The organism is Flavobacterium sp. GL_143 (assembly GCF_057834355.1).
This window is the reverse complement of record NZ_CM174401.1, coordinates 4,529,582-4,551,295: the sequence shown is the minus strand read 5'-3', so window position 1 is coordinate 4,551,295 and position 21,714 is coordinate 4,529,582. Positions and strand designations below refer to the sequence as shown.

Below are 21,714 nucleotides of genomic sequence, written 5' to 3'. Positions count from 1 at the left end.
ATGAAAACGGTACCTGATACTTTCGATGTCTTTATTCTTGGAGCTGGTCCTTCTGGATTATGTGCTGCAATACGCTTATTAGATATGGGATATACGGTTGGAATGCTAGAACAGGAACAATTTCCGAGACCACAAATAGGGGAGTCACTTTCACCAGGAATTCACAATATTTTCGAATATTTAAATGCAGCTCATTTACTGGAAGATTCTGCGTATTTAAGAAATATTCCCGCCAAGGTAATTTGGGAAAATACAACCGATATATACTATCGTTCTGCTCAAAATAACGAAGGGATAATTGTAGATAGAAGCAAACTGGATCAGGAATTACTAGAATTTGCTATTGCAAAAGGATTACATTCCATACAACCCGCAAAATTAAAGCAATCCATAAATACAGAAAACGGATTCATATTAGAAATCATAGCCGATTCAGTTGAAATTAAAGTTAATTCGAAAATAGTATTAGATGCACGAGGTCGCAAAGGGACGCTTTTAAGCGAGAGAGTTCCCATTGCACCTTCGGCTATTGCAGTATGGACACATATAGATAATAACTCAACTACCAAAGAAGCATTAATCGAAGCTGTTGATGATGGTTGGTTATGGGGATCTCCAGTTGCGGGAAATCGCTATCGCATTATGTGCTTTACAGATCCAATTACATTAAAAAATAATAGCGATTTGCATCTTTTAGATTTAATGAACAAGACCGAATTGTTTTCTCCATTAGCAAACAAAGCAAGAAACGGTCATATAGAAACTTGTTCCGTTACCTCGTTTGTTAATCAAAACCCATGGAATAAGCAGTTTGTAAAAATTGGAGAAGCCGCTTTTACATTAGATCCACTTTCTTCAACAGGTGTAGAAAAAGCAATGCGCTTTTCATTGCAAGTTGCTATTGCAATAAATACCTATTTAAAAAATCCCGATTCTCAGCATCCAAAGAATTTTTATGAAGAAAAGTTAATAGAATCGGTTGTTAATCACACACATTGGACAGCCGATTATTATCGCAAAGCATGGGCATACTCAGAAAAAAAAGAGTTTTGGATGAAAAGAGCAAACTTTCAACTTGATATTTTTAAAAACCAAACCAATTTTGCCTTCAAATTAGAAAAGGAGTACAATCAAGATCTGCCAATATTTGAAAAAAAACAAGTAGAACCAATTCCTGTAGATTTATTTTTATTTTCACTTTGGAACAAGGAAATTAATATTTCTTCGGATGTTACATTTAAAGATGTTTACGCAATTAATAATGATCGTATAATAATAAAACAAGCACTAATACATCCTAATTTAGAGCGGCCTACAGTTTATCTCGATCAAGTCGAATTATTTCCTTTTTACAAAAGTATGAATGGAAAAGTAGTTTCAAATGTTATAGCTGATTTAAATAAATTTATGGAAATAGAAAAATCTAAAAAAATATTAGTTTTTCTTTTATCAAATCAGCTACTTGTTGTTGACAAAAAATATGCAAATGTTTAAATCGTTATTTCGTGCTTTTTGACAAATCTTAAACGAATTTTAAATTTCGTAATGATTAATCTTTTGTATAGTTCTAAATAAACTATTTTGATGCATCTCCTAAATTTCTAGAGTAGTATAACAACAATTAAAATTAAGAATACAATAATAATAGCTAGTGCAATTTTTGTTGCACTATATGGTCTTTTACCTATCATTTTGCCATTTCTTCCATTTACATAAAAATGGTAAATTTTGCCATCATAATGATAAGAACTAACATAAACTGGCAGCAAAATATGTTTAAAATGTATGTTGCTATATTGTGTGTTAACAGAATTTATACGCTGATCATCTCCACCAATGTCATTATATATCTTTTTTGTAATGTTGTTATCAATGAGACCTTTTATAGATTGGAAACTTTCTTTTAATTTAATCTTATATTTTTCAGTTACAAAACCACTCAAATACTGGTCATTAACTTTCACCAAAGCATTTACATCCCAAGGCCCCAATTGTGCCAATGAATTTGGATCAATACTTCCTGATGCTGGAACCATGATATCATCAAAAAATATTGAAACATTGCCTGCTGTGTCATACCAACGGGTTTTAATTTTAGTTGTTTCATTATCACCACTACCAGTTGTAACTTTATAATTTTCTCCTCTTTCTCCCGTATACATAGTGTGAGTATTGACATCGAAAGTCCAATAAGGAACATAAACACCTCGTAATCCTATTGGAGAGAGAGCCGCCTTTTTTAAATTATTTGGAGCCCACCAAAGACCATCTACCCAACTCGAAAGTAAGTTATAAACTTTTGGAGTGTCTAAATTAAAAGGCAGTAAATAACTAGGTTTTATAACTCGTTCTTCTCGAATATCTTCCTCAACCAAAGGAGTACTGCAATAAGGACAATGAAAAGATTTTATGCTTTCATTGATAGAAGATGTAGCTCCGCAACTTTTACATTGAATCATTTTCTCTAATCCAAGACTTTCTGATTCAGATTTTTCTAGATAATCATTAAAATCGAGTTCTTCAATTATTGTTTTTTCCTGAGGAATTTCATTTTTAGTATTGCAGTGGTCGCAAACTAAAGTTGTAGTGCCAGGTTTGTATTTAAGTTCACCTCCACAATTAGAACAGGCAAAAACATTAAATTCTTTTTCTTTTAGCTCAATAGATTCCATTAGTTTTCTCTTGTAAGTTAGGCGCTCTTTTAAAATTTTTATTTACTGAATATCACTTACAAAAAAATGAAAAAATAACTTACTTTCATCCTAAATTTTTAGTTTTTTACTTTATTATCTTTTAAATTCTTACAGACAAGTTTGTATTTACGTTTACTTGATCTTGAACAAATTTTACACAATTACTTATAACTGCATTTTTTTTCTGGGTTTAGGTGTCTTTTCAGAAGATGAAGTTTCCAACTGTTTAATTACAGCTTCGATAAAAGTAAAAAAAGTAGTTCTTGTCTTTTCGTGTGGTAATAATTCTGGATTTTGCAGATAATTACTTAGAGTGATTGTGTAATCGTATGTATCTAAAAATTCAGCCCGACCTTCTTCTAATACAAAAGCTACTTTACCGTTTTTTGAAATAACATTCTCGTACAGTTCATTAAAAGATTTAAATTGTCCAGTAACAGAAAAAATAATAACCAGACTATTATTACTCAACATATCAGTTATTGAAGTTTCGTGAGCAACAGCCCATATCGGGATATCTAATAGGTTTCTTAATTTATATTCAAAATACTGCCCAGCAATAAATGAGGGACCGTAACCAAATAAAATGATTTTTTCGAACTTCTGGAGATGCTTAACAAAGTGATCAACAATATCTGGATTAAAATTATCTAAGAATTTATTTAAACGTTCGTTTTCGTCAAGGATTACAGTAAAGGCATTTCCGCTAGTAAATGCTAAATATTCCTTGTAGTTTTTAAATCCCAGCTTCTGCACAAATTTTGAAATTTTAGAAGGGGAGCAACTGCATATTATTGCCGCATCTGTAATAGATAGCGTATCGTTTTGTTTTATTTCTTTGAGTAGAATGGAATAAATATTTTTCTCTAATGGGTTGAGTAGATCTTTATTTACAATGTACATTTCCTTGATGTTTTTTAGTAAAAGTATTACATTTCCTTTAAAACAGGTATTCTTTCTGCTTTTTTATCAATTTTTTAAAATCTTCATTTTACAAATAAAGCATATTAATCTCATATAAATTGCTTTTATTTTCCATTTAAAATTATACTTATTTTTTGTTTTAACTGCTGTAAACCCCATTTAAAGCAGATGTATGCTCGTATAAGCTGCTTTCTATTTGATTATTTAGCATTGCAACCTTCCGTTTGTTGTTATCTATTCAATTTATTTTCCATTAATCTATATTAAATTAAAATTTAAGGAAAATTATTATTTTAATTGAAATACATTTCTTACGTTTGTTATGAAGTAAGTAATTTAATACAAATTAAAAGTAGGAATGAAGGCGGATTTTAATCAAGAAAGTTTAAATATTATGAAAGAAAATAAAACGATTTTAAAAGATTTAGATAAGATGCTTAAAAAAGAGCAGATAAACATCAATACTGATGATTTATATGAAGCATCGGCAGACAGATATAAAAAATATGCAAAAGCAAAGAAGGTGCTGAATGTTCCAGCTCCAATTGCGATTGTTTATCCTGATTCAGCAGAGCAAGTTTCTGAAATACTGAGATATTGTAATGCTTACGGAATTAATGTTATCCCAAGAAGTGGAAGAACAGCAACCGAAGGAGGTTTAGAAAACTGGAAAGAACAGACTTTAGTAGTTGACGGAAAAAATCTAAAAAAAGTAATAAAAATAGATCCTTATAATCTTCAGGTTACAGCGCAATCAGGTGTTGTATTACAAGAATTAGAGGATGAAGTTAGAAAGCATGGTTTAACAATGGGGCATTCTCCTCAATCTAAACCAGTTGCTCAAATGGGAGGTTTGGTTTCTACCCGCAGTATTGGGCAGTTCTCAACCTTGTACGGAGGTATAGAAGATATGGTTGTAGGATTAGAATGTGTTTTTCCTGACGGACATATTTCCCGTATCAAGAATGTACCAAGAAGAGCTGGAGGACCAGACATTAGGCATATTGTTATAGGTAACGAAGGGGCGTTATGTTACATTACAGAAGTAACGGTTAAGCTGTTTAAATATTTCCCAGAAAACAACCGCTTTTTTGGATACCTACTTAAAGATGTCGACACAGGAGTTAAGATTTTAAGAGAAGTAATGGCAAATGGATACAAACCTTCTGTAGCAAGAGTTTATTCTGAAGAAGATGCAGCGCAACATTTTGGCAACTTTCATAAAGGGCAGTGTGTTTTGATTTTTATGGCAGAAGGAAACGAAAATATGGTAGCTGCGAATGGTGTTGGAATAGAAGATGCCGTAGAGAAATTTAAAGAAGGTATCACGGAAAAAGTCGATCCTTCATTAATCGCAAATTGGTTTAATCATCTTAACTGGACTCAGGAGAGAATAGAGGAAGAGGTTAAAGATATGGTTACTAAAAATTCTCATGATGGTTTTACAACAGAAATATCTGCCGATTGGGAAAATGTTACTAAGATTTACTACAATGTAATCGAAAGAATCAGAAAAGAATTTCCAAGAAGTAAAGATATTACCATGCTTGGCGGGCATTCTTCTCACAGTTATATTAACGGAACCAATATGTATTTTGTATATAACTACAATATCAATTGCGAGCCACAAGATGAGATGCGTCTTTACCACCATCCAATACAAACCATTATTGTAGAAGAAACACTAAAACTTGGTGGATCTATGTGTCATCATCACGGAATTGGTAAGTACAGAAACGAGTGGACAAAAGAGGAGCATGGAAGCGCTTACTATATGCTTGAAAAATTAAAAGAAGCTTTTGATCCTAATGGAATCATGAATTTCGGAACCATTTTCCCTCAGGTTGAAGGTGAAAAATATCAAAAATAATAGCATTTAAAAAACGAAGCGTATGAAACGATATATTCAATTTATCCTCATAGTGCTGGCTGCCGGAGCAATTTATCCACTGATTTATTTAAGAACAAATTATCAGGAAACCATTCTATCTGTTTTTAATATTGGTTTAGATGATCTTAATATAATCTATACCGTGTTGGGTTTTATATTCATATTAGGATATTTCCCGAGTGGTATATTAAGTGATAAATTTTCTGCAAAATACCTACTGGTTTTTTCTTTGTTAGGTACAGCAGTCGGAGGATTTTGGTTTGCTCAGATTCCTGAATATACATCAGTCATAGGTATATTCTGTTTATGGGGAGTATTTTCCGTATTCACTTTCTGGGGAGCACACATGAAACTGGTAAAACTATTGTCTACTCCAGAAGAAGAGGGGCGATTCTTCGGGTTTCTTGATGGAGGCAGAGGTGTCGTAGAAGCTATATTAGCAAGTGTAGCATTGCTTATTTTTTCTCATGTTTTAGAAAAAGGAGAAACGCTGGTAAATAAAACCGAGGCATTACAGTATGTTATATATATGTATTCAGGCGTATTACTTGTTGTGGGGATTCTCATAGCTCTGTTTGTAGAAAAAGAAGTAGCTACATCAGGCAAAAATGAACTGACGACCATAAAAAGCTCTGAGGAAGAGGAAAAAGGCTTTGATTTTAAAGATGTCAATTCCGTTATAAAAAACAAGTTTGTGTACCTGATGGGAGCAATTATATTTTGCTCCTACGCGGTAACATGGGTAGTATATTATTACGGAGGTTTTATGGAAAAAAATCTTAAAATCACCCCCGTTACAGTAAATACTATTATGGTAATTGTATTATGGATGCGACCTGTAGGTGGAATTTTAGGTGGTTTTCTGGCAGATAAATTTGGGAAGACCTTAATACTAGTTTCCGCCTTATGCGGAGCAGTTCTTACTTTGTTTGCAATTGCTTTTCTTCCTATAACAACAAACTTCTATATCTATTACATATTAATAATATTGGGAGGAACATTTGTTTATGCTATTCGTGGTACGTATTGGTCATTACTGGGAGACAGCAGGATAGATAATAAAATAATGGGTACAGCGGTAGGTTTTATTTCACTTTTAGGATACTTGCCAGACATCTTTATACCGTATTTCAGTACGGTGGTTTTTAACAAATTTGGTCCAGAGGGAGGATACAACGCCTACTTTGTAATAAGTGCAGTTCTAGGAATAGCAGCAATTTGCTTTGTGACCATTTTTAAACAACAGACTCAAAAAAATAAATTAAAATAACCCATTGGGTTTAATTCTTTAAAAATATTCTTTAACACATAGAAACATAGATTTTACACTCTCAAAAAAGACGTTTCACTTATTTAAAATACATATAGCCTAGCTATACGAAAGAAATGTATTTCTTTTTTTGAGTTCTTTTTATACATGAAAGCTATGTTTCTATGTGTTAAAATCATTCACAGTCAAAATATTAATAATAAAAAAATATATAAAATGGAAATCACAGATTTTAACATGGGGTATTTTTCTCTAAAAGGGAAAAACGCAATTGTAACAGGAGGAAATACAGGATTAGGACAGGCTTTTTCTTTGGCTTTAGCCAAAGCAGGCGCTAATGTTTTTATGCCAAGTATAATGCCAGACGACGCTGCATTCAATAAATTGATAGAAAATGAAGGCGGAAAAGCTGTTTATATGGAAGCAGATATTACTAAAGACGGAATACCAAAAAAAATTGTTGAAGAATGCGTTTCAACATTAGGATCAGTAGATATCTTGGTGAACTGCGCAGGAATTTGCTTAATTGCTGATGTTCTTAATTTCGGAAGAAAAGAATGGGATCCGATGGTAAGCATCAATCTTACTGCAGCTTTTGAAATGTCAGCAGAAGTTACCAAGTTTTTCATTCCTCAAAAAAGCGGAAAAATCATTAATATTTGTTCTCTGTTTTCATTCTTAGGCGGACAATGGTCTCCAGCCTATGCCGCTACCAAACACGGATTAGCAGGTTTAACAAAAGCCTATTGTGACGAATTAGCGCAATATAACGTACAGGTTAACGGAATTGCTCCAGGTTATTTTAAAACAAAAGTAGCTCAGGCATCAATAGAAAATCCGGAACGTAATAAATGGATTGTAGATCATACGCCAGAAGGTCGTTGGGGAGATGTGGCTGATTTAATGGGAACTACAGTATTCTTGGCAAGTCAGGCTTCTCACTTCGTAAACGGACATATTTTATCTGTTGATGGCGGATTTTTAACGAGATAAACCGAATTGTTATGAACGAGCAATATTTTATTTCGATAGATAACGGGTCTCAAAGTACCAAAGTTTATATTATCAACTTAAAAGGGGAAATAATACATTCTGAAATTGAGCCTCTTAAACCTATGCTGTTCCGTAAAACCGGATATGTAGAGCATCCTGATGATGATTTGTGGGATAGTATACAGGTAGCTCTGATTAGGTTAATGAAGAATTTTAAAGGAGACGTAAACCTTATAAAAGGAGTTGGACTTTGTACTATTCGTTGTTGCAGGGTTTTTATGAAAAAGGACGGAAATCTCGCAGCTCCTGTAATGAGCTGGATGGATGTAAGAGCCTATGAGACTTTTAAAGATTCAGAAGAAATAGCATACACTTGTCCTACAACTGGATATATCACGCATCGTCTTACTGGAGAATTAAAAGATACGGCTGCAAATGCTTTTCAATGGCAATTTCCTGTAGATATGGATACCTGGAAATGGTCTGAAGACGCAGCTGTTCTGGACAATTTTAAAATTCCAAATGAGAAATTGCTACAACTACAAATGCCTGGGACTGTTTTAGGAACTATAACTAAAACTGCTGCTCAATTAACAGGTCTGCCAGAAGGATTACCTGTAGTAGCCACAGCCAATGATAAAGCGGTAGAAGCTTTGGGAGCAGGATTAATAGATTCGTCGAGAGGATTATTTTCTTTAGGTACATACATAACATCTATGGTTGTGGGTAATGAAAACAGACCAGCTCATGATAATTATTTTACAAACTTATCCTGTATACCAAATCGTTATTTATTCGAAAGTGGTGGAGTAAGAAGAGGTATGTGGTTAATTTCATGGTTTAGAGATCTTATTGGCGAAGAATTAAATAGCAAAGCAAAAGAAAAAGGAGTTTCGCCGGAACAAATTTTAGAAGAAGAAGCTATAAAAGTTCCCGTAGGATCAGATGGATTGATGATTGTACCAGATTGGCTCGCACCAGCATATCAGTCCTATAGAAAAGGAGTAATGATTGGTTTTAATGGTCATCAAGGTCGCGGACATATCTATCGTGCTATTTTAGAAGGAATTGCATTGACCTTGAATAATCATTATCAGTTAATGAATGAAACGCTGGGTCATAATCCTGAAAAAATCATCATATCGGGAGGTGGAGCAAATAGTAGTTTGTTTATGCAAATTTTTGCTGACATAAGCGGAACGCCAATTATACGGAATGAAATGAGCGGTTCAGCTGCTTTGGGAGCAGCTATTTGTGCAGCAGTAGCAACAGGATGTTATCCTGATTTTGAGACGGCAGTGAAAAAAATGGTAAAAGAAAAAGACGAGTTCCTTCCTGATTTAGATAATCATAAAAAGTATAAAAAAATCAATGATAAAGTGTACCATAAATTACCGCAACTATTAGAAAATACATTAAAAGAAATGCAAAGTCTGGAAGCAGAATAAATCCTTCCGTTTTCTTTTCAATATTTTAAAAATAGCTTTCTATTACCAGATTAGGGAGCTATTTTTTTCTCAAGTATAAAATCAATTTGGCTATAAAATGAAGGGATGATGTACCATTGTACATTTTATGCTCTCCACTTGTATGCACTTGACTGAAGCTTGAATTAGTCTGGATTTTATAATTTAAATACTATAAAAATTATGCGCTACACACATTTTAAATTGCTTTTAATTTTACTCACACTCTCTATAAGTAATTTTATTTATTCACAAGCTGAAATTAACGTCAAAGCAGATACTTTGGTTACAGATTCTGAAAAGCCAAAATTCACAATAAACGGTGCTTTTAGAGTACATTATAAAGATGAATTTTATAATGAAACAAGAAGAAAAGAAGGAGGGGAGTTTGGTTTCGACTTGTTTGGTCTTGTAATAAATGGCTCGTACAAAAAATTTAAAGTATTTGCCGATATGAGATTTATGCCCGCTACAGTTGGAGGAACAATGCCAAAAGAAGGCTGGATAGGTTATGATTTTGATAATGGCGATGATATTCAGGTAGGTTTAATACAAGATCCCTTTGGTAACTTAGACTATAATTCATATAGTTGGTTTTTAGGGATAGGATATGGTCTCGGCTTTGAAGGAAAATACAGTATGGGAGCAAAGTATCATCATAAAGGAAAGACCTGGGATTGGCAGCTTGCTTTCATGAAAAATGCAATGGAATCTTTTACAAACGATCCAGATTTAAGGGATAATCAATGGTCTGCAAGTGTGCTGGGCGATAATAAAGAGATCAATCAGGTCTCAGGGCAACTTGTATACAAGTTTAAAGCAAACGATTTCTCCCATAAAATAGGAGTTTCAGGACAATTAGGGCAACTATATAATTTTGTAGAAGACAAAATGGGAAGCCGAAATGCTTTTGCATTCCACTACAACATGGATTATAAAAACTTAGGAATAAAAGCGCAAGTTTATAGATATGAGTTTAATCCTAAAGGTGGAAATTCGGAATATGTAGACATGGGATCTTATAATTATACCTATCAAGTAGTTTCTAAAGCAGATGTTTATACTTTATCAGCTAAATATAGTATTCCTTTTAAAGGAAAATCTCTGAATGAAATAGCATTTTATAGTGAATACGGATATTTAGATAAAAAGTTTAATCTCAATGCAACGCATATGCTTACAAATGGGGCATTGATAAGAATATTAGATTCGATTTATACTTACGTAGAATATGTTGCAGGGTATAATCATCCTTTTTTAGGCGGTAGCCAAGCCAGTTTATATAATGAATTTGATAATAAATGGCACGCCCGTTTGCAATGTAACATAGGATATTACTTCTAATTAGAATCAAGTATTCTTTTAATTATAAAAGAGGATGTCTGAAAGTATTTTTCAGACATCCTCTTTACTTATACAAACAATCTTATTTCAAATATTTAAATTTCTCAATGATAGCGTGGAAATTCTTTCTGTGTCCACAATAGTGTCTTTTCGACGAAGGAGACCAGAGCGATAGCGAATAGCGAAGTAAATCTCCGTAAGTAACTCCACAACGGGAATCCGATCTTTGTCGAGCTTCTCGCGGAGATTTCTCCTTCGTCGAAAAGACAAACCTTTGCGATTTTGCGGCTTTGCGAGAGATTTATTCGACAAAGAGGGTGTCTTAAAAATTACTTTTTGGACTTCCTCCTTTTTTAAATTATTCCTCTTTTTTACAAACAACGTAACTAGTTACGTATTTTTTATATATTTGCGTAACTAGTTACGTAATTTATGATACAGAACGATTTTTTAATAGAATTACAGTTGGTGGGACTTACCAGCCGATTGAAGCGACTTACAGATAATATCCTTTATAGTACTAAAGATTTTTATAAAGCTGTTGGAGTAGATATTGAGCCGAATTGGCATCTTATATTCTTACTTTTAAAAAAACATGAAGAGCTCACGGTAACCGAAATATCAGAGCGTTTGCAAATGTCACATCCTGCAATTGTTAAGATTATCAGGAACATGAAAGAAAAAGGGTATATAGAAACCAAAACTGATACTACCGATTCACGGAAACAACTGCTATATCTTACAGAAAAAGCAAAGTTAGCCTTGCCTCAATTAGAAAAATGTTGGGAAGCTTGTATTCTTACCATGAACGAATTACTAGAAGGAAATGAACTTTTCTTGAAAAATCTAGAACTGATTGAGGAAAAAATCGGAAAGAAAAGCTACAAAGAGAGAACTTTAAATAATTTAAAAAAAATATAATGTTTAGATACGTTTTAATGGTACTTGTAGGCGCTGCAAGTTTTGGTATTCTTTCTTCATTTGTAAAACTTGCTTATCAGCAAGGATATACAACTCCTGAAATATCTTTTATCCAAGCTCTTTTAGGAGCAATTGTGTTATGGTCTATTGTTTTTTTTACAAATAAAGAACGTCGTAAACCTAAAGAAATAGGGTGGCTTTTAATCACAGGGGCAGCAATTGGTATTACAACTTTTCTTTATTACTTATCAGTAAAATTCATTCCTGCATCTATTGCAATTGTACTACTTATGCAGTTTACATGGATTGGTATCTTGCTAGAATGGCTTTTATACGGCAAGAAACCGCTTAAAATGGAATTAATAGTAACTGGAGTTGTTATTTTCGGGACGATTTTGGCAAGTGGAATAAATTTTAATGAAGAGAGTTCTTTATCGTTAAAAGGTATTGGATTTGTGCTGTTGGCTTCCCTTATTTACTCTATTTATATTATACTTAATAGCAAGACTGGAAAGGAAGGAAACTGGCAAAACAGAAGTGCATGGATTATGACAGGTTCTGCTCTTTGTATTTTGATAGTAAACTTTCAGCCTATTGTTTTCTCTAATCATTTTGACTTTCATTTATTAAAATGGGGGCTTTTCCTTTCTGTTTTCGGAACCATATTACCTCCGGCTTTGTTTGCAGTAGGTATTCCTAAAGTAGGAGTTACAACAAGTGGTCTTTTAATGACTGTTGAGTTGCCAGTAGCTGTTCTTACTGCTAGTTTGGTGTTAGGAGAAAATATAACTTTTGTCCAGATCATTGGAATTATAATTATGATAGCAGCAATTATAGCCATGAATCTAAAAAAGGCAAAAAGCACTTCTGTTTGACATTTTTTCCCCTTCAAAAGTAAAATCAGAAATCAGAAATGAATTAAAATTCTGTCTAAATAAACTATCGCGAGAATACTTTAAGAGAAAATTAAAATGACTATAATTCTTATACAGTATATTGCAAACTCAAACAAGCTCACTTTTTGTACCCGATATAAAAAGATTTGCTATAATAAATTTGATTAGAATGAAATTGAGGAGAAAACCAAAAATGACATTAAAATACTATTTTGAAAAAAACTTTAATAATGCCCAGTTATGGGAATTTAATAGCGAAAATGTAGAATTACTGGTAGAACTGGTGAATTTAATTCGCCCGAAAAACCCAAAAACTGTTACTTCTGTAGATCTATCAGAGCTAATTAGTCTACTTAAGGAGAATGAAAATTATCGTAACGGACTGATGGTTTGCGTTAATACCCATTTAGAAAAGAAAAAGTTTAATAAAATCCTTTCTGATGCAGGTATTCTTCAAGATGCCAATTTCTTTTTTGAAGTTCGCAAGAGGATTTTCGCTAAATTAATTCCCGAGCAACCTGAAAAGGACACATTACAATTTATTTTAAATCAAATATTCTTTGTTAATACTGACCCAATATGGATTAAAAAAATACCTCAAGAGCAAATTCTAGAGCTATTTTATTTGCTTAAATTTCATTCTATTTATGGATTCACTGACGAAAATTCCTCTTTTAATGAGTTAATTTTTGCAATGGAGGTTATTACTTATCGTATCTGTGGGTCTGCTATGGAGACTGATGTAATACAAATGGTGCCAGAATATGAAAATCTCGAAAGCCCGTTTATTGCTTTTCAGCGAGAATTGTTATTAATGAATGAGAAACTAATTGATTCTCCTGAGAATGCTATCAATGAAGATGATTTAGGTTACAAACAATTAATTATTCTGCACAAACAATGTGTAGATTATATAGAAACCGCATTTAAAAACAGTAATAAATTTGGTATTTCATTACACGTAAATCAAAGTCTTTTACGAATTCGTCAGCAACTTCAGCGACTTAAATCGCTATTACCACTTTTGATACAAGGCAATCAAGAAGATGCTAAAAGGAATACAATTTCTCTAGCATATAAACTGATTAAATACAATTGTGATAAAAATAATATCCAGAAACTAGTTAATGAGAGTACTCAGCTTTTATCTTATGAAATAACCCAACATACTGCCAATACTGGAGAACATTATATTACTAATAGTCGTAAGGAGTATTATAAAATGTTTTATTCTGCTGCTGGTGGAGGTTTTATCGTAGGAATACTGTGTATCATTAAACTGTTATTAGGTAAAGTAGAAGCAAGCGGATTTGGACATGTCTTTTTATACAGCATGAACTATTCTATCGGATTTATAATCATTTATATTCTTGGGTTTACGCTCGCAACAAAACAGCCTGCAATGACCGCTTCTGCACTGGTAAGGGCTTTACAAGAAGGATTTAAGCAAAAAACACAGGACAAAAAAGACTATAAGTATAAAGAATTTGCAATATTTTTTGCTCGTGTATTCCGCTCACAGTTTATAGCTTTTGTAGGGAATGTTATTATAGCTTTTCCAGTTTCATTACTCGGAATCTGGCTTATTGACCAAACTTTTCATTATAATATAGCTAAGGAAAAATGGCCAACTTTAATGCAAGATCTAAATCCGATTTATTCTGCAGCAATTTTTCATGCAGCCATAGCAGGGGTTTTTCTGTTCTTGTCAGGAATTATTGCGGGTAGTATCGCCAATCGTGATAAACACAATCATATATACTATCGTATTCAGGAACATCCATTATTAAAATTGAGTTTAGGTAAAAAATGGACTAAGAAATTAGCCTCTTTATATGAAAAAAAATGGGCAGGTATTATTTCTAATTTCTGGTTTGGTGTTTTTATGGGAAGTACAGCTTTTATTGGGATATTCTTCGGATTAAATATAGATATCAGGCACATTACTTTTGCAAGTGGAAACTTTGCGTTGGCTTTATACGGAACCGACTTTTATGTTACTCAATGGATGTTTATCTGGTCAGTATTAGGTATCGGAATCATCGGTTTGGTCAATTTCATGGTTAGTTTCAGCTTATCGCTTGGACTTGCATTTCGTTCTCGAAACATTCCGCTTTCAGAACTAAGACAAGTGGCAAGAGCAATCTTCAGGTACTTTTTAAGTAAACCTATGCATTTCTTTTTTCCACCAAAAAATAGCAGTATTTCACAATAGCTATTTACAAAACTCATTATTTCTTAAGTAATAAAAAAGGTGCTGTCTAATTTTTGGACAGCACCTTTTTTTTAGAAGTTTTAGAAAATTATAATCCGTAATTACTCCATCAGAACATTGTATTTATAGCACACATATCATAAAATTAAGGCCTAAATCTGCCATTATTATAGAGGTTATGTGCTGTTTTTTTTCTGTTTATATCTATTTATTTAGGTCTTCATATAATTTATCAACCACGTTTTCCAAAATTTCTCCTGTTTCATTAAAGCTGGTATTTGTTAATATAGATATTCCCATATTTTTTTTAGGATAAATCACAAACCAATTTTGCATTCCGTATATACCTCCGTGATGTCTATAAATTAATTCATTATCATTTTCTAATATATACCAATGATAACCCTCCCAAAAATCAGAACCTTCTTTGTATAATTTTTTATGAGATTCATTTACAACAAGATTTGACTTGTCAAGTTGTAATTTCATATATTTTACTAAATCCGTAGGCGTAGAGTGCAATCCTGAAATTCCGCCCCATAAAGTTCTATTGAAGTTTGGCATTAACTCGTTTTTATCATTGTAGCCCTTTACTAAAATTGCTCTTTCATTATCATTTAAGGTAAATTTGGTTTGGTTCATTTTATTTGGTTTCAAAACAAATTCAATTACCAATTCCTCATAAGGTTTTTGATATACTTTTTCAAGTATATATGCTGTTAACTCTGGAGCTGTGTTTGAATAGGAATATATTTCTCCAGGTTTCGTTTCAATTTTGATTAGTTTTAATCCTTCAAAAAAAGCTTCTTTATTTTCGCTTTTTATAGGAAAATTAGGAAACCCACTTGTATGCGTGAGGAGGTGCTTGATTGTTATACATTCTCCATTAAATTCTAAATTAGGATAAGGTTCGCTTAGATAAATTCTAATATCATCATCTAAATTTATTTTTTTATCAAGTACAGCTTTAGCGGCTACATAGCCCGTAAAAGTTTTAGTTACAGAAGCTAATTCATAAAGTGTAGAATCGTTTGGTTTGTTTCCTTTTCCAATAGATAATTCTCCAAAATGTTTTATTGTAGATTCTCCATCTTTAAACACAGCTATTGAAACAGAATGAAATCTTTTATCCTTTAATAACTGTAAGGCATTTTTTGTAATCGCATTTTCAACATTTTGCTGATTACTTTTACACCCAAGTAAGGCAAAAAACAAAAATATCGTTAAATGTTTTATTGTCATAATTTATAGTTTAATTATATGATTAGATTGCACATAACGTCAGTTTCTGAAAAAACTTTGGTTTTGTTGTAAACAAATATAGGAAAGTAATATTTTCAAAAAAGTCTTTTTTTACTTTAAGTGATGTAACATATGCAAGGAATTTCTCACTATTAAATATGATTTTCAAGTTTAGAAAATACTTTAGCTCTCAGGAAGTTTTAGAAAATTATAATCCGTAATTACTCCATCGGAGCATCATATTTATAGTAGATATACAGATTCTTGAGGCAAAACTACAGCGTAGTGACATTTAGTTTTTTTCTGCAGATTAATATATCACTCAATGGACAATGTTATTAAATTAAGAAAAATAGCTGCAATACTGTGTACCGAATAAATCTCACGCAAAGTCGCCAAGCCGCTAAATTTACGCCTAAAACCTTTGCGCTTTTGCGCAAAAATAATTCACCATAGTTAGATCAAAAGAGCTTAACTTAATGACATTGCCCTACGGGGTTTTGCAAAATATTTTTATGAATTTCTATAAATATAGCGTTCCTCTGAAATTTAAAATGATATAAACTTATATCTTGATTAAGAATTTCCGTGCTATCGGGTGTTATAAACATTGCCAACGGTTTTAACCGTTGGAGCGTAATCCATTATCGTAATCCGCATCACACGGTTGAAACCGTGAACTATATGAGTATTAATTAAGAACCATTTTATTGTACTTATTGCGGTATTCGATTGGGTTTAATCCTGTAACTTTTTTGAAAATACTACGAAATGCTTTGGTATCTGTATAACCTACATCGTACATTACTTCGTTAATATTCTTACGGCTGGTTTCAAAACTCTTTTTAGCAAATTCAATTTTTACTCTGTTTATATATTCTAAAACAGAATTATTGGTCGCAGCTTTAAATCGTCTTTCAAAACTTCTTCTGCCTAATAGTACTAGTTCTGCCAATTCATCAATTGTAATTTTCTCCTGAATATTATCTTCTATAAATTCCTGTACTTGTTTAATTGCAGCATCATTATGATTTTTTTGTCCCTGAAACATTGCAAATGCTGCCTGGCTATCTCTATCTATATCAATAGCAAAATATTTAGATGCCAATATAGCAGTTTGTCTATCAGTATATTTTTCTACCAGATGCAATAACAAATTCCAATAAGAATTTGCTCCTCCACTAGAATAAATACGCAGTTCTTCGGTAATTATGCTTCCATCTACAACTTCTACTTCGGGAAACATTTCTCTAAACTCGTTTTGAAAACCCCAATGTGTAGAACATTTTTTATTATTTAATAAACCTGTAGATGCCAATAAGAATGCGCCAACACATAAGGAAGCTACTTCGGCTCCTTTATCATATTGTTCGTTTATCCAAGGTAAAAATTGTTGATTTAGAGCTATTGCATTCTTCATATCCCCAAACAATGCGGGTATTACAATTAGATCAGTCTTTGTAATATCTTTTAAAAGATGAGATGCATTTACAGAATATAATCCGTCATTTAGCTTCACTTCATTTTTTAAGCCAACTAACTGCACATCAAACAGCGGTTCTTTACCTGATGAAACCATAAATTGGTTTACTGCCGAAAATAAATACTGAGGGTCTGCAATAGCTTGTAAAACAGAACTTTCAGGAACAAGAATACTAACTTTTTTTATCATAGCTTTAATTTCTTACTATTTCAAAGATAAATATAGTTTGTCGCAAATCACCCTTTTGTTGTCATTTTTGTATATTCATATTCTATTATTTCTGTTCGATCTTTGTATTAATCAATTAACAATTAAAAAATTAGACAAATGGCTACGAAAATTTTTATCAATCTGCCTGTAGCAGATTTACAAAAGGCAATGTCCTTTTATTCAGCAATCGGATTTACAAATAACCCACAGTTTACAGATGAAACTGCTGCTTGTATGGTTTTGACCGAAGAAATCTATGTAATGCTTTTAACGCATTCAAAATTTAATGAATTTACCAAAAAAGAAATCGGTAATACTTTTAAAACCGCTTCTGTAATTAACTCTTTATCTGTAGATAGCACTCAGGAAGTAAATACAATGATCGATAAAGCCGTAGGAGCAGGAGGTAAGGAATCATCTGAAGCTAAAGATTATGGTTTTATGCAACAACGAAGCTTTGAAGATTTAGATGGGCATCTTTGGGAAGTTCTATATATGGATCTAACTAAATTTCCACAACAATAACACAATAAAAATGGTACAGCTTAATTCTTATTTAACATTTAATGGCAATTGCCGGGAAGCTATGACATTTTACAAAGCTTGTCTTGGTGGTGAACTCAAACTACAAACCATAGCCGACTCACCAATGGCAAAAGATTTGCCTCAGAAAATGAAAAAATGTATTTTGCATGCCACACTTAAGAGTGACTCTATTGTAATTATGGGATCAGATATGGCTCCAGAAAATTTAGTTAAAGGTAATAATGTTGCTATGATGCTTACTTTTAACACTGAAGAAGAAATAAGAAATGCTTATGCTTATCTGGCTAAAGATGGCGTTGCAACTCATTCTTTAGAAGTAACTTTTTTTGGAGCCTTATTTGGTCATCTTACGGATAAATTTGGTTATCAATGGATGCTCTATTATTCATCTGCTAAAGATTAACTATTACTATAAATTGTATCACAAACTAAACCAACACGATTATGTCATTTCAAGCGTATATAGATAATATTAAAGCCAAGACTGGTAAAACACCAGCAGAATTTAAAGAACTGGCTGAAAAGAAAGGATTCCTGAAAGATGGAAACATTATTGAAACTGTAAAAGCCACCCAAATTACCAATTGGCTTAAAGAAGAATTTGAATTAGGTCATGGACATGCTATGGCAATCTACGCTTCATTCAAAGGGAAAACGGAATAAAATATTGTATAAAAGTAAAATAGAAAGAAGCCGTATCGATGTAATATTTGATACGGCTTCTTTTTTATTATAATATTTTTATTATTTTAAATTACATCTTAGTGATAATAAATTCACTACGTCTGTTTATTTGATGTTGTGCTTCAGTACAAGAAACTCCGTTTGAGCAATTATTAATAAGCTGTGTTTCTCCGTAACCAATCGCACTTTCGATTCTATCAGGGGCAATTCCTTGAGAGATTATATAATCTCTGGTTGATTTTGCTCGTCGGTCAGAGAGTTCAAGATTATATTGATCATTAGCTCTGGAATCGGTGTGGGATTCTATCTTAATAATTATTGTTGGGTATTGGCTCATTAATAAAACTACTTTATTTAATTCTATTGCGGCATCGTATCGGATATTCGACTTATCAAGATCAAAGAAAATAATACCAATTTTTATTTTTAATAAACCGTCTTTTCGTTCTATAAGAGCAGGGTCAAGGTCAATAGGAACTTGTATTACCCCAGAACTTTCGGCTGTTGTAATTGCTTTTGTATTTGTTGCAAAATTATCTTTTGCAGCTTCAATCGTGTAAGAAGTACTGCAAGCAATGTTTCCGTCAAACTCGTAACTGCCATCAATTTTAGAAACTGTTTCATCAATTTTTTGATTTTCTTTATTTTTAAGCGTAACAATGGCTCCCGCTATTTTAGCATTAGAAATAGCATCAAAAACATATCCTTTAATCGATTGTGTACAGCTTCTTTCGAAGGAATAAATATCATCATCACCTTTGCCTGTTTTTCTGTTGGAACAAACAAAACCTTTATTGGTTTCTTCGTTTACGATATAACCAAAATCATCCAGATTGCTATTTAATGGAGCGCCAAGATTAACTGGCGTATTAAAGATTTCGTTGTTTAATCGGCTTTCAAAAACATCAAGTCCACCCAGACCCAAAAAACCATCAGATGAAAAATATAATGCTTTATCTGTTATAAAAGGAAACATTTCGCGTCCGCTAGTATTTACTTTCTCTCCTAAATTTTTAGGATTCGAATATTGATCTTCCCCTAAAATATCAACAACAAAAACATCTGTAGAACCAATTGTTCCTGGCATATCCGAAATAAAGTATAGTTTCTTTCCGTCTTTACTTACAGATGGCTGCCCAACAGAATAGTTATCGCTGTTAAAAGGAAGTTCTTTTACGTTTTCCCATTTTACAGTACCGCTTCCATTTTCTACTGCTTTTGCCGAATACATTTTTAAATTATTGATTCCTTTAGCATCTCTTTTCAGTTTGCCGTTATAATTATTTCTTGTAAAATAAATTGTTTTTTCGTCAGGCGAAAAAGCCACACATGCTTCATGATATTGTGTTGTAATCTCTTTCCCAAAACGTTCTTTAAAAGTCACATCGGTTTGTGTCGGGCTAATTTTGCCTAGTTGAAGGTTTAAAAATGGCTGATCATTCCATCCGTATTTAGCTGTTTTTAAATAAGAGGAATCTACGGTTGTAGAGTAAACTAAATCGCTTTTATAAAACATTGGTCCAAAATCGGAATAAGCCGAATTTATATCCAGATTTTCGAGTATAAACTGTGGTTTTATAGCTTTAATATCTTCAAGTGTTACTGTTTTTAGTGAGAAATTCTCGCCTCTGGAATCTGATGCTTTTTGTTTTTCAGAAAAGCTTTTCATCCATTTTTTAGCCAATTCGTAATTCTGGATTCCTTGTAATGATTGTGCATAACGGAAATAATATTCAGCGGAAACTTCATTTGAATAATCGGCAAGGAGCTTACCATACCATTTACTTGCATTTTCCATTTGCGTATTAAAATAATGAGCATCACCAACACGCTGCAAAATCTCTTTAGAAACGTCTCCATTTTTTATAGACATTTCATACGATTTTGCTGCTTTTATATAATACATTTTATCAAATAGAGCATCGGCAGTTTTGTTTTTCGTTTGCGAATAAACCAACTGCATAACTAATAATACAAGTATAATAATCGTTCTTTTCATATAGCATAGTATTAAAAGAATCTAGGCGATTTTAATCCTTTTTTGCGTGATACCAATTCAAATCTTAGCATAATTTCATGTGTGCCACTATTGTAATTTTGTAATTCGGTTGTGGTATAATCATACGCATAACCTACTAGTATTTGCGGTGATATTTGCAAAGAAACCAATCCGCTTACTGAATCTGAGGTACGATAGGATGCGCCAAGAGTCAGACAATCGTTAAACATAAAGTTGGCCGAAAAATCAGCAATTAATGGTGCACCTGCAACGTACTTAAGCAAAGTTGCTGGTTTAAATTTTGTGTTAGCCGATAAATCAAAAACAATTCCACCAATAAGATATAAGTGCATGCGTTGGTTTACAAGATCGTCCGCAATATCATCATAATCATATCGTTCCCGTGTCATAAAATTCGGAATTGATAGTCCGATGTAATCTCTTTCTCCGTGCCAATATAAACCTGCACCAATAACGGGCAAGAATTTGTTGGTAATGTTTTCGCGAAACTGAGCATCAGGATCTCTATAACTTCCTTTTGTCCAATCGATATTTAATACTCGTCCGCCTCCTTTTATACCAAAAGATAATTGATGAGTTGGTCCTGATTGTATCGTATAAGAGAAATTAGCATCTATGTATTGTTCTTCCGAAGGTCCGATTTCTTCACTAATTACAGATAAGCCTAATCCAACACGTTTTCCTAGTGGCGTATCTAAACTAAATGATGCCGTTTTTGGTGCTCCTTCCAGACCAACCCACTGGGTTCTGTATATTCCGGTTACAGCCAAATGTCCTAACGATCCGGCATACGCAGAGTTAACACTAAGCGTATTATACATATACTGTGTGTATTGCGGATCTTGTTGTGCCAAACCGCTAAATACAGATAGCATCGTTATGATGGTGAAAATCTTTTTTATATTTTGAATCATAG

The 21,714-nt window shown here is 32.8% G+C and carries 18 protein-coding genes; 12 read left to right on the top strand and 6 right to left on the bottom strand.

What is annotated here, in order from left to right; all coding sequences use genetic code 11:
- Entirely contained in the window at positions 1-1,494 is a 1,494-nt protein-coding gene (qhpG, locus tag AC3IPI_RS19110) for a flavin-dependent monooxygenase QhpG (RefSeq protein WP_489154949.1), read from the top strand.
- A 107-nt stretch (positions 1,495-1,601) separates the two neighbouring features.
- On the opposite strand, the gene AC3IPI_RS19105 is transcribed toward qhpG, so the two are convergent.
- Together AC3IPI_RS19105 and AC3IPI_RS19100 are read right to left on the bottom strand one after the other, a co-directional pair.
- Complete coding sequence (locus AC3IPI_RS19105; RefSeq protein WP_489154947.1) at positions 1,602-2,672, bottom strand: TFIIB-type zinc ribbon-containing protein; 1,071 nt, start codon at positions 2,670-2,672, stop codon at positions 1,602-1,604.
- 186 nt (positions 2,673-2,858) lie between these two features.
- Positions 2,859-3,596: a MurR/RpiR family transcriptional regulator gene (locus AC3IPI_RS19100; protein WP_489154945.1), complete on the bottom strand. Its 738-nt coding sequence runs from the start codon at positions 3,594-3,596 to the stop codon at positions 2,859-2,861.
- A gap of 415 nt (positions 3,597-4,011) precedes the next feature.
- Between AC3IPI_RS19100 and AC3IPI_RS19095 the strand changes: the two genes are divergently transcribed.
- From AC3IPI_RS19095 to AC3IPI_RS19060, 8 genes are all read left to right on the top strand, one after another.
- Positions 4,012-5,487, top strand: coding sequence for an FAD-binding oxidoreductase (locus AC3IPI_RS19095; RefSeq protein ID WP_489154943.1), 1,476 nt, complete (start codon positions 4,012-4,014; stop codon positions 5,485-5,487).
- Positions 5,488-5,509: 22 nt separating this feature from the next.
- Positions 5,510-6,778 (top strand): MFS transporter, encoded by a 1,269-nt coding sequence (locus tag AC3IPI_RS19090; protein WP_489154941.1) that lies wholly within the window; start codon positions 5,510-5,512, stop codon positions 6,776-6,778.
- A gap of 216 nt (positions 6,779-6,994) precedes the next feature.
- Complete coding sequence (locus AC3IPI_RS19085) at positions 6,995-7,771, top strand: SDR family oxidoreductase (RefSeq protein WP_489154939.1); 777 nt, start codon at positions 6,995-6,997, stop codon at positions 7,769-7,771.
- Positions 7,772-7,782: 11 nt separating this feature from the next.
- Positions 7,783-9,219 carry an FGGY-family carbohydrate kinase gene (locus AC3IPI_RS19080; protein WP_489154937.1) on the top strand — a complete coding sequence of 479 codons (1,437 nt, stop codon included), beginning with the start codon at positions 7,783-7,785 and terminating at the stop codon, positions 9,217-9,219.
- Positions 9,220-9,420: 201 nt separating this feature from the next.
- Positions 9,421-10,581: a hypothetical protein gene (locus tag AC3IPI_RS19075; protein ID WP_489154935.1), complete on the top strand. Its 1,161-nt coding sequence runs from the start codon at positions 9,421-9,423 to the stop codon at positions 10,579-10,581.
- Between the two features lie 432 nt (positions 10,582-11,013).
- Positions 11,014-11,502 carry a MarR family winged helix-turn-helix transcriptional regulator gene (locus AC3IPI_RS19070; RefSeq protein WP_489154933.1) on the top strand — a complete coding sequence of 163 codons (489 nt, stop codon included), beginning with the start codon at positions 11,014-11,016 and terminating at the stop codon, positions 11,500-11,502.
- Positions 11,502-12,377, top strand: coding sequence for an EamA family transporter (locus AC3IPI_RS19065; protein ID WP_489154931.1), 876 nt, complete (start codon positions 11,502-11,504; stop codon positions 12,375-12,377). The genes AC3IPI_RS19070 and AC3IPI_RS19065 overlap by 1 nt, the downstream gene beginning before the upstream one ends.
- A 214-nt stretch (positions 12,378-12,591) precedes the next feature.
- Positions 12,592-14,613 (top strand): site-specific recombinase, encoded by a 2,022-nt coding sequence (locus AC3IPI_RS19060; protein ID WP_489154929.1) that lies wholly within the window; start codon positions 12,592-12,594, stop codon positions 14,611-14,613.
- Between the two features lie 204 nt (positions 14,614-14,817).
- On the opposite strand, the gene AC3IPI_RS19055 is transcribed toward AC3IPI_RS19060, so the two are convergent.
- The gene (locus AC3IPI_RS19055) at positions 14,818-15,855 is read right to left on the bottom strand and encodes a serine hydrolase domain-containing protein (RefSeq protein WP_489154927.1); all 1,038 of its coding nucleotides are present in this window, start codon (positions 15,853-15,855) and stop codon (positions 14,818-14,820) included.
- Between the two features lie 691 nt (positions 15,856-16,546).
- Entirely contained in the window at positions 16,547-17,527 is a 981-nt protein-coding gene (locus AC3IPI_RS19050) for a GlxA family transcriptional regulator (protein ID WP_489154925.1), read from the bottom strand.
- Between the two features lie 138 nt (positions 17,528-17,665).
- Here AC3IPI_RS19050 and AC3IPI_RS19045 point away from each other — a divergent pair, with 138 nt between their 5' ends.
- From AC3IPI_RS19045 to AC3IPI_RS19035, 3 genes are read left to right on the top strand one after another with little or no spacing between them, the layout of a single operon-like run.
- Positions 17,666-18,073 carry a VOC family protein gene (locus tag AC3IPI_RS19045; RefSeq protein ID WP_039112063.1) on the top strand — a complete coding sequence of 136 codons (408 nt, stop codon included), beginning with the start codon at positions 17,666-17,668 and terminating at the stop codon, positions 18,071-18,073.
- 10 nt (positions 18,074-18,083) lie between these two features.
- A complete protein-coding gene (locus tag AC3IPI_RS19040; RefSeq protein WP_086896242.1) occupies positions 18,084-18,497 on the top strand; it encodes a VOC family protein in 414 nt (137 codons plus the stop codon).
- Positions 18,498-18,538: 41 nt separating this feature from the next.
- Positions 18,539-18,757 carry a DUF4287 domain-containing protein gene (locus tag AC3IPI_RS19035; protein WP_039112061.1) on the top strand — a complete coding sequence of 73 codons (219 nt, stop codon included), beginning with the start codon at positions 18,539-18,541 and terminating at the stop codon, positions 18,755-18,757.
- A 91-nt stretch (positions 18,758-18,848) separates the two neighbouring features.
- Here AC3IPI_RS19035 and AC3IPI_RS19030 read toward each other — a convergent pair whose 3' ends face one another.
- Positions 18,849-20,777, bottom strand: coding sequence for an OmpA family protein (locus AC3IPI_RS19030; RefSeq protein WP_489154924.1), 1,929 nt, complete (start codon positions 20,775-20,777; stop codon positions 18,849-18,851).
- Positions 20,778-20,788: 11 nt separating this feature from the next.
- Complete coding sequence (locus AC3IPI_RS19025) at positions 20,789-21,712, bottom strand: PorP/SprF family type IX secretion system membrane protein (RefSeq protein ID WP_409416624.1); 924 nt, start codon at positions 21,710-21,712, stop codon at positions 20,789-20,791.
- Positions 21,713-21,714: the final 2 nt, after the last annotated feature.

What these genes read in the sequence shown, in the direction of transcription:
- AC3IPI_RS19025 (WP_409416624.1), bottom strand. Translation starts at nt 21,712, where the DNA reads ATGATTCAAAATATAAAAAAGATTTTCACCATCATAACGATGCTATCT.
- AC3IPI_RS19080 (WP_489154937.1), top strand. Translation starts at nt 7,783, where the DNA reads ATGAACGAGCAATATTTTATTTCGATAGATAACGGGTCTCAAAGTACC.
- AC3IPI_RS19075 (WP_489154935.1), top strand. Translation starts at nt 9,421, where the DNA reads ATGCGCTACACACATTTTAAATTGCTTTTAATTTTACTCACACTCTCT.
- AC3IPI_RS19030 (WP_489154924.1), bottom strand. Translation starts at nt 20,777, where the DNA reads ATGAAAAGAACGATTATTATACTTGTATTATTAGTTATGCAGTTGGTT.
- AC3IPI_RS19035 (WP_039112061.1), top strand. Translation starts at nt 18,539, where the DNA reads ATGTCATTTCAAGCGTATATAGATAATATTAAAGCCAAGACTGGTAAA.
- AC3IPI_RS19100 (WP_489154945.1), bottom strand. Translation starts at nt 3,596, where the DNA reads ATGTACATTGTAAATAAAGATCTACTCAACCCATTAGAGAAAAATATT.
- AC3IPI_RS19105 (WP_489154947.1), bottom strand. Translation starts at nt 2,672, where the DNA reads ATGGAATCTATTGAGCTAAAAGAAAAAGAATTTAATGTTTTTGCCTGT.
- AC3IPI_RS19085 (WP_489154939.1), top strand. Translation starts at nt 6,995, where the DNA reads ATGGAAATCACAGATTTTAACATGGGGTATTTTTCTCTAAAAGGGAAA.
- qhpG (WP_489154949.1), top strand. Translation starts at nt 1, where the DNA reads ATGAAAACGGTACCTGATACTTTCGATGTCTTTATTCTTGGAGCTGGT.
- AC3IPI_RS19065 (WP_489154931.1), top strand. Translation starts at nt 11,502, where the DNA reads ATGTTTAGATACGTTTTAATGGTACTTGTAGGCGCTGCAAGTTTTGGT.
- AC3IPI_RS19050 (WP_489154925.1), bottom strand. Translation starts at nt 17,527, where the DNA reads ATGATAAAAAAAGTTAGTATTCTTGTTCCTGAAAGTTCTGTTTTACAA.
- AC3IPI_RS19055 (WP_489154927.1), bottom strand. Translation starts at nt 15,855, where the DNA reads ATGACAATAAAACATTTAACGATATTTTTGTTTTTTGCCTTACTTGGG.
- AC3IPI_RS19090 (WP_489154941.1), top strand. Translation starts at nt 5,510, where the DNA reads ATGAAACGATATATTCAATTTATCCTCATAGTGCTGGCTGCCGGAGCA.
- AC3IPI_RS19070 (WP_489154933.1), top strand. Translation starts at nt 11,014, where the DNA reads ATGATACAGAACGATTTTTTAATAGAATTACAGTTGGTGGGACTTACC.
- AC3IPI_RS19095 (WP_489154943.1), top strand. Translation starts at nt 4,012, where the DNA reads ATGAAAGAAAATAAAACGATTTTAAAAGATTTAGATAAGATGCTTAAA.
- AC3IPI_RS19060 (WP_489154929.1), top strand. Translation starts at nt 12,592, where the DNA reads ATGACATTAAAATACTATTTTGAAAAAAACTTTAATAATGCCCAGTTA.
- AC3IPI_RS19045 (WP_039112063.1), top strand. Translation starts at nt 17,666, where the DNA reads ATGGCTACGAAAATTTTTATCAATCTGCCTGTAGCAGATTTACAAAAG.
- AC3IPI_RS19040 (WP_086896242.1), top strand. Translation starts at nt 18,084, where the DNA reads ATGGTACAGCTTAATTCTTATTTAACATTTAATGGCAATTGCCGGGAA.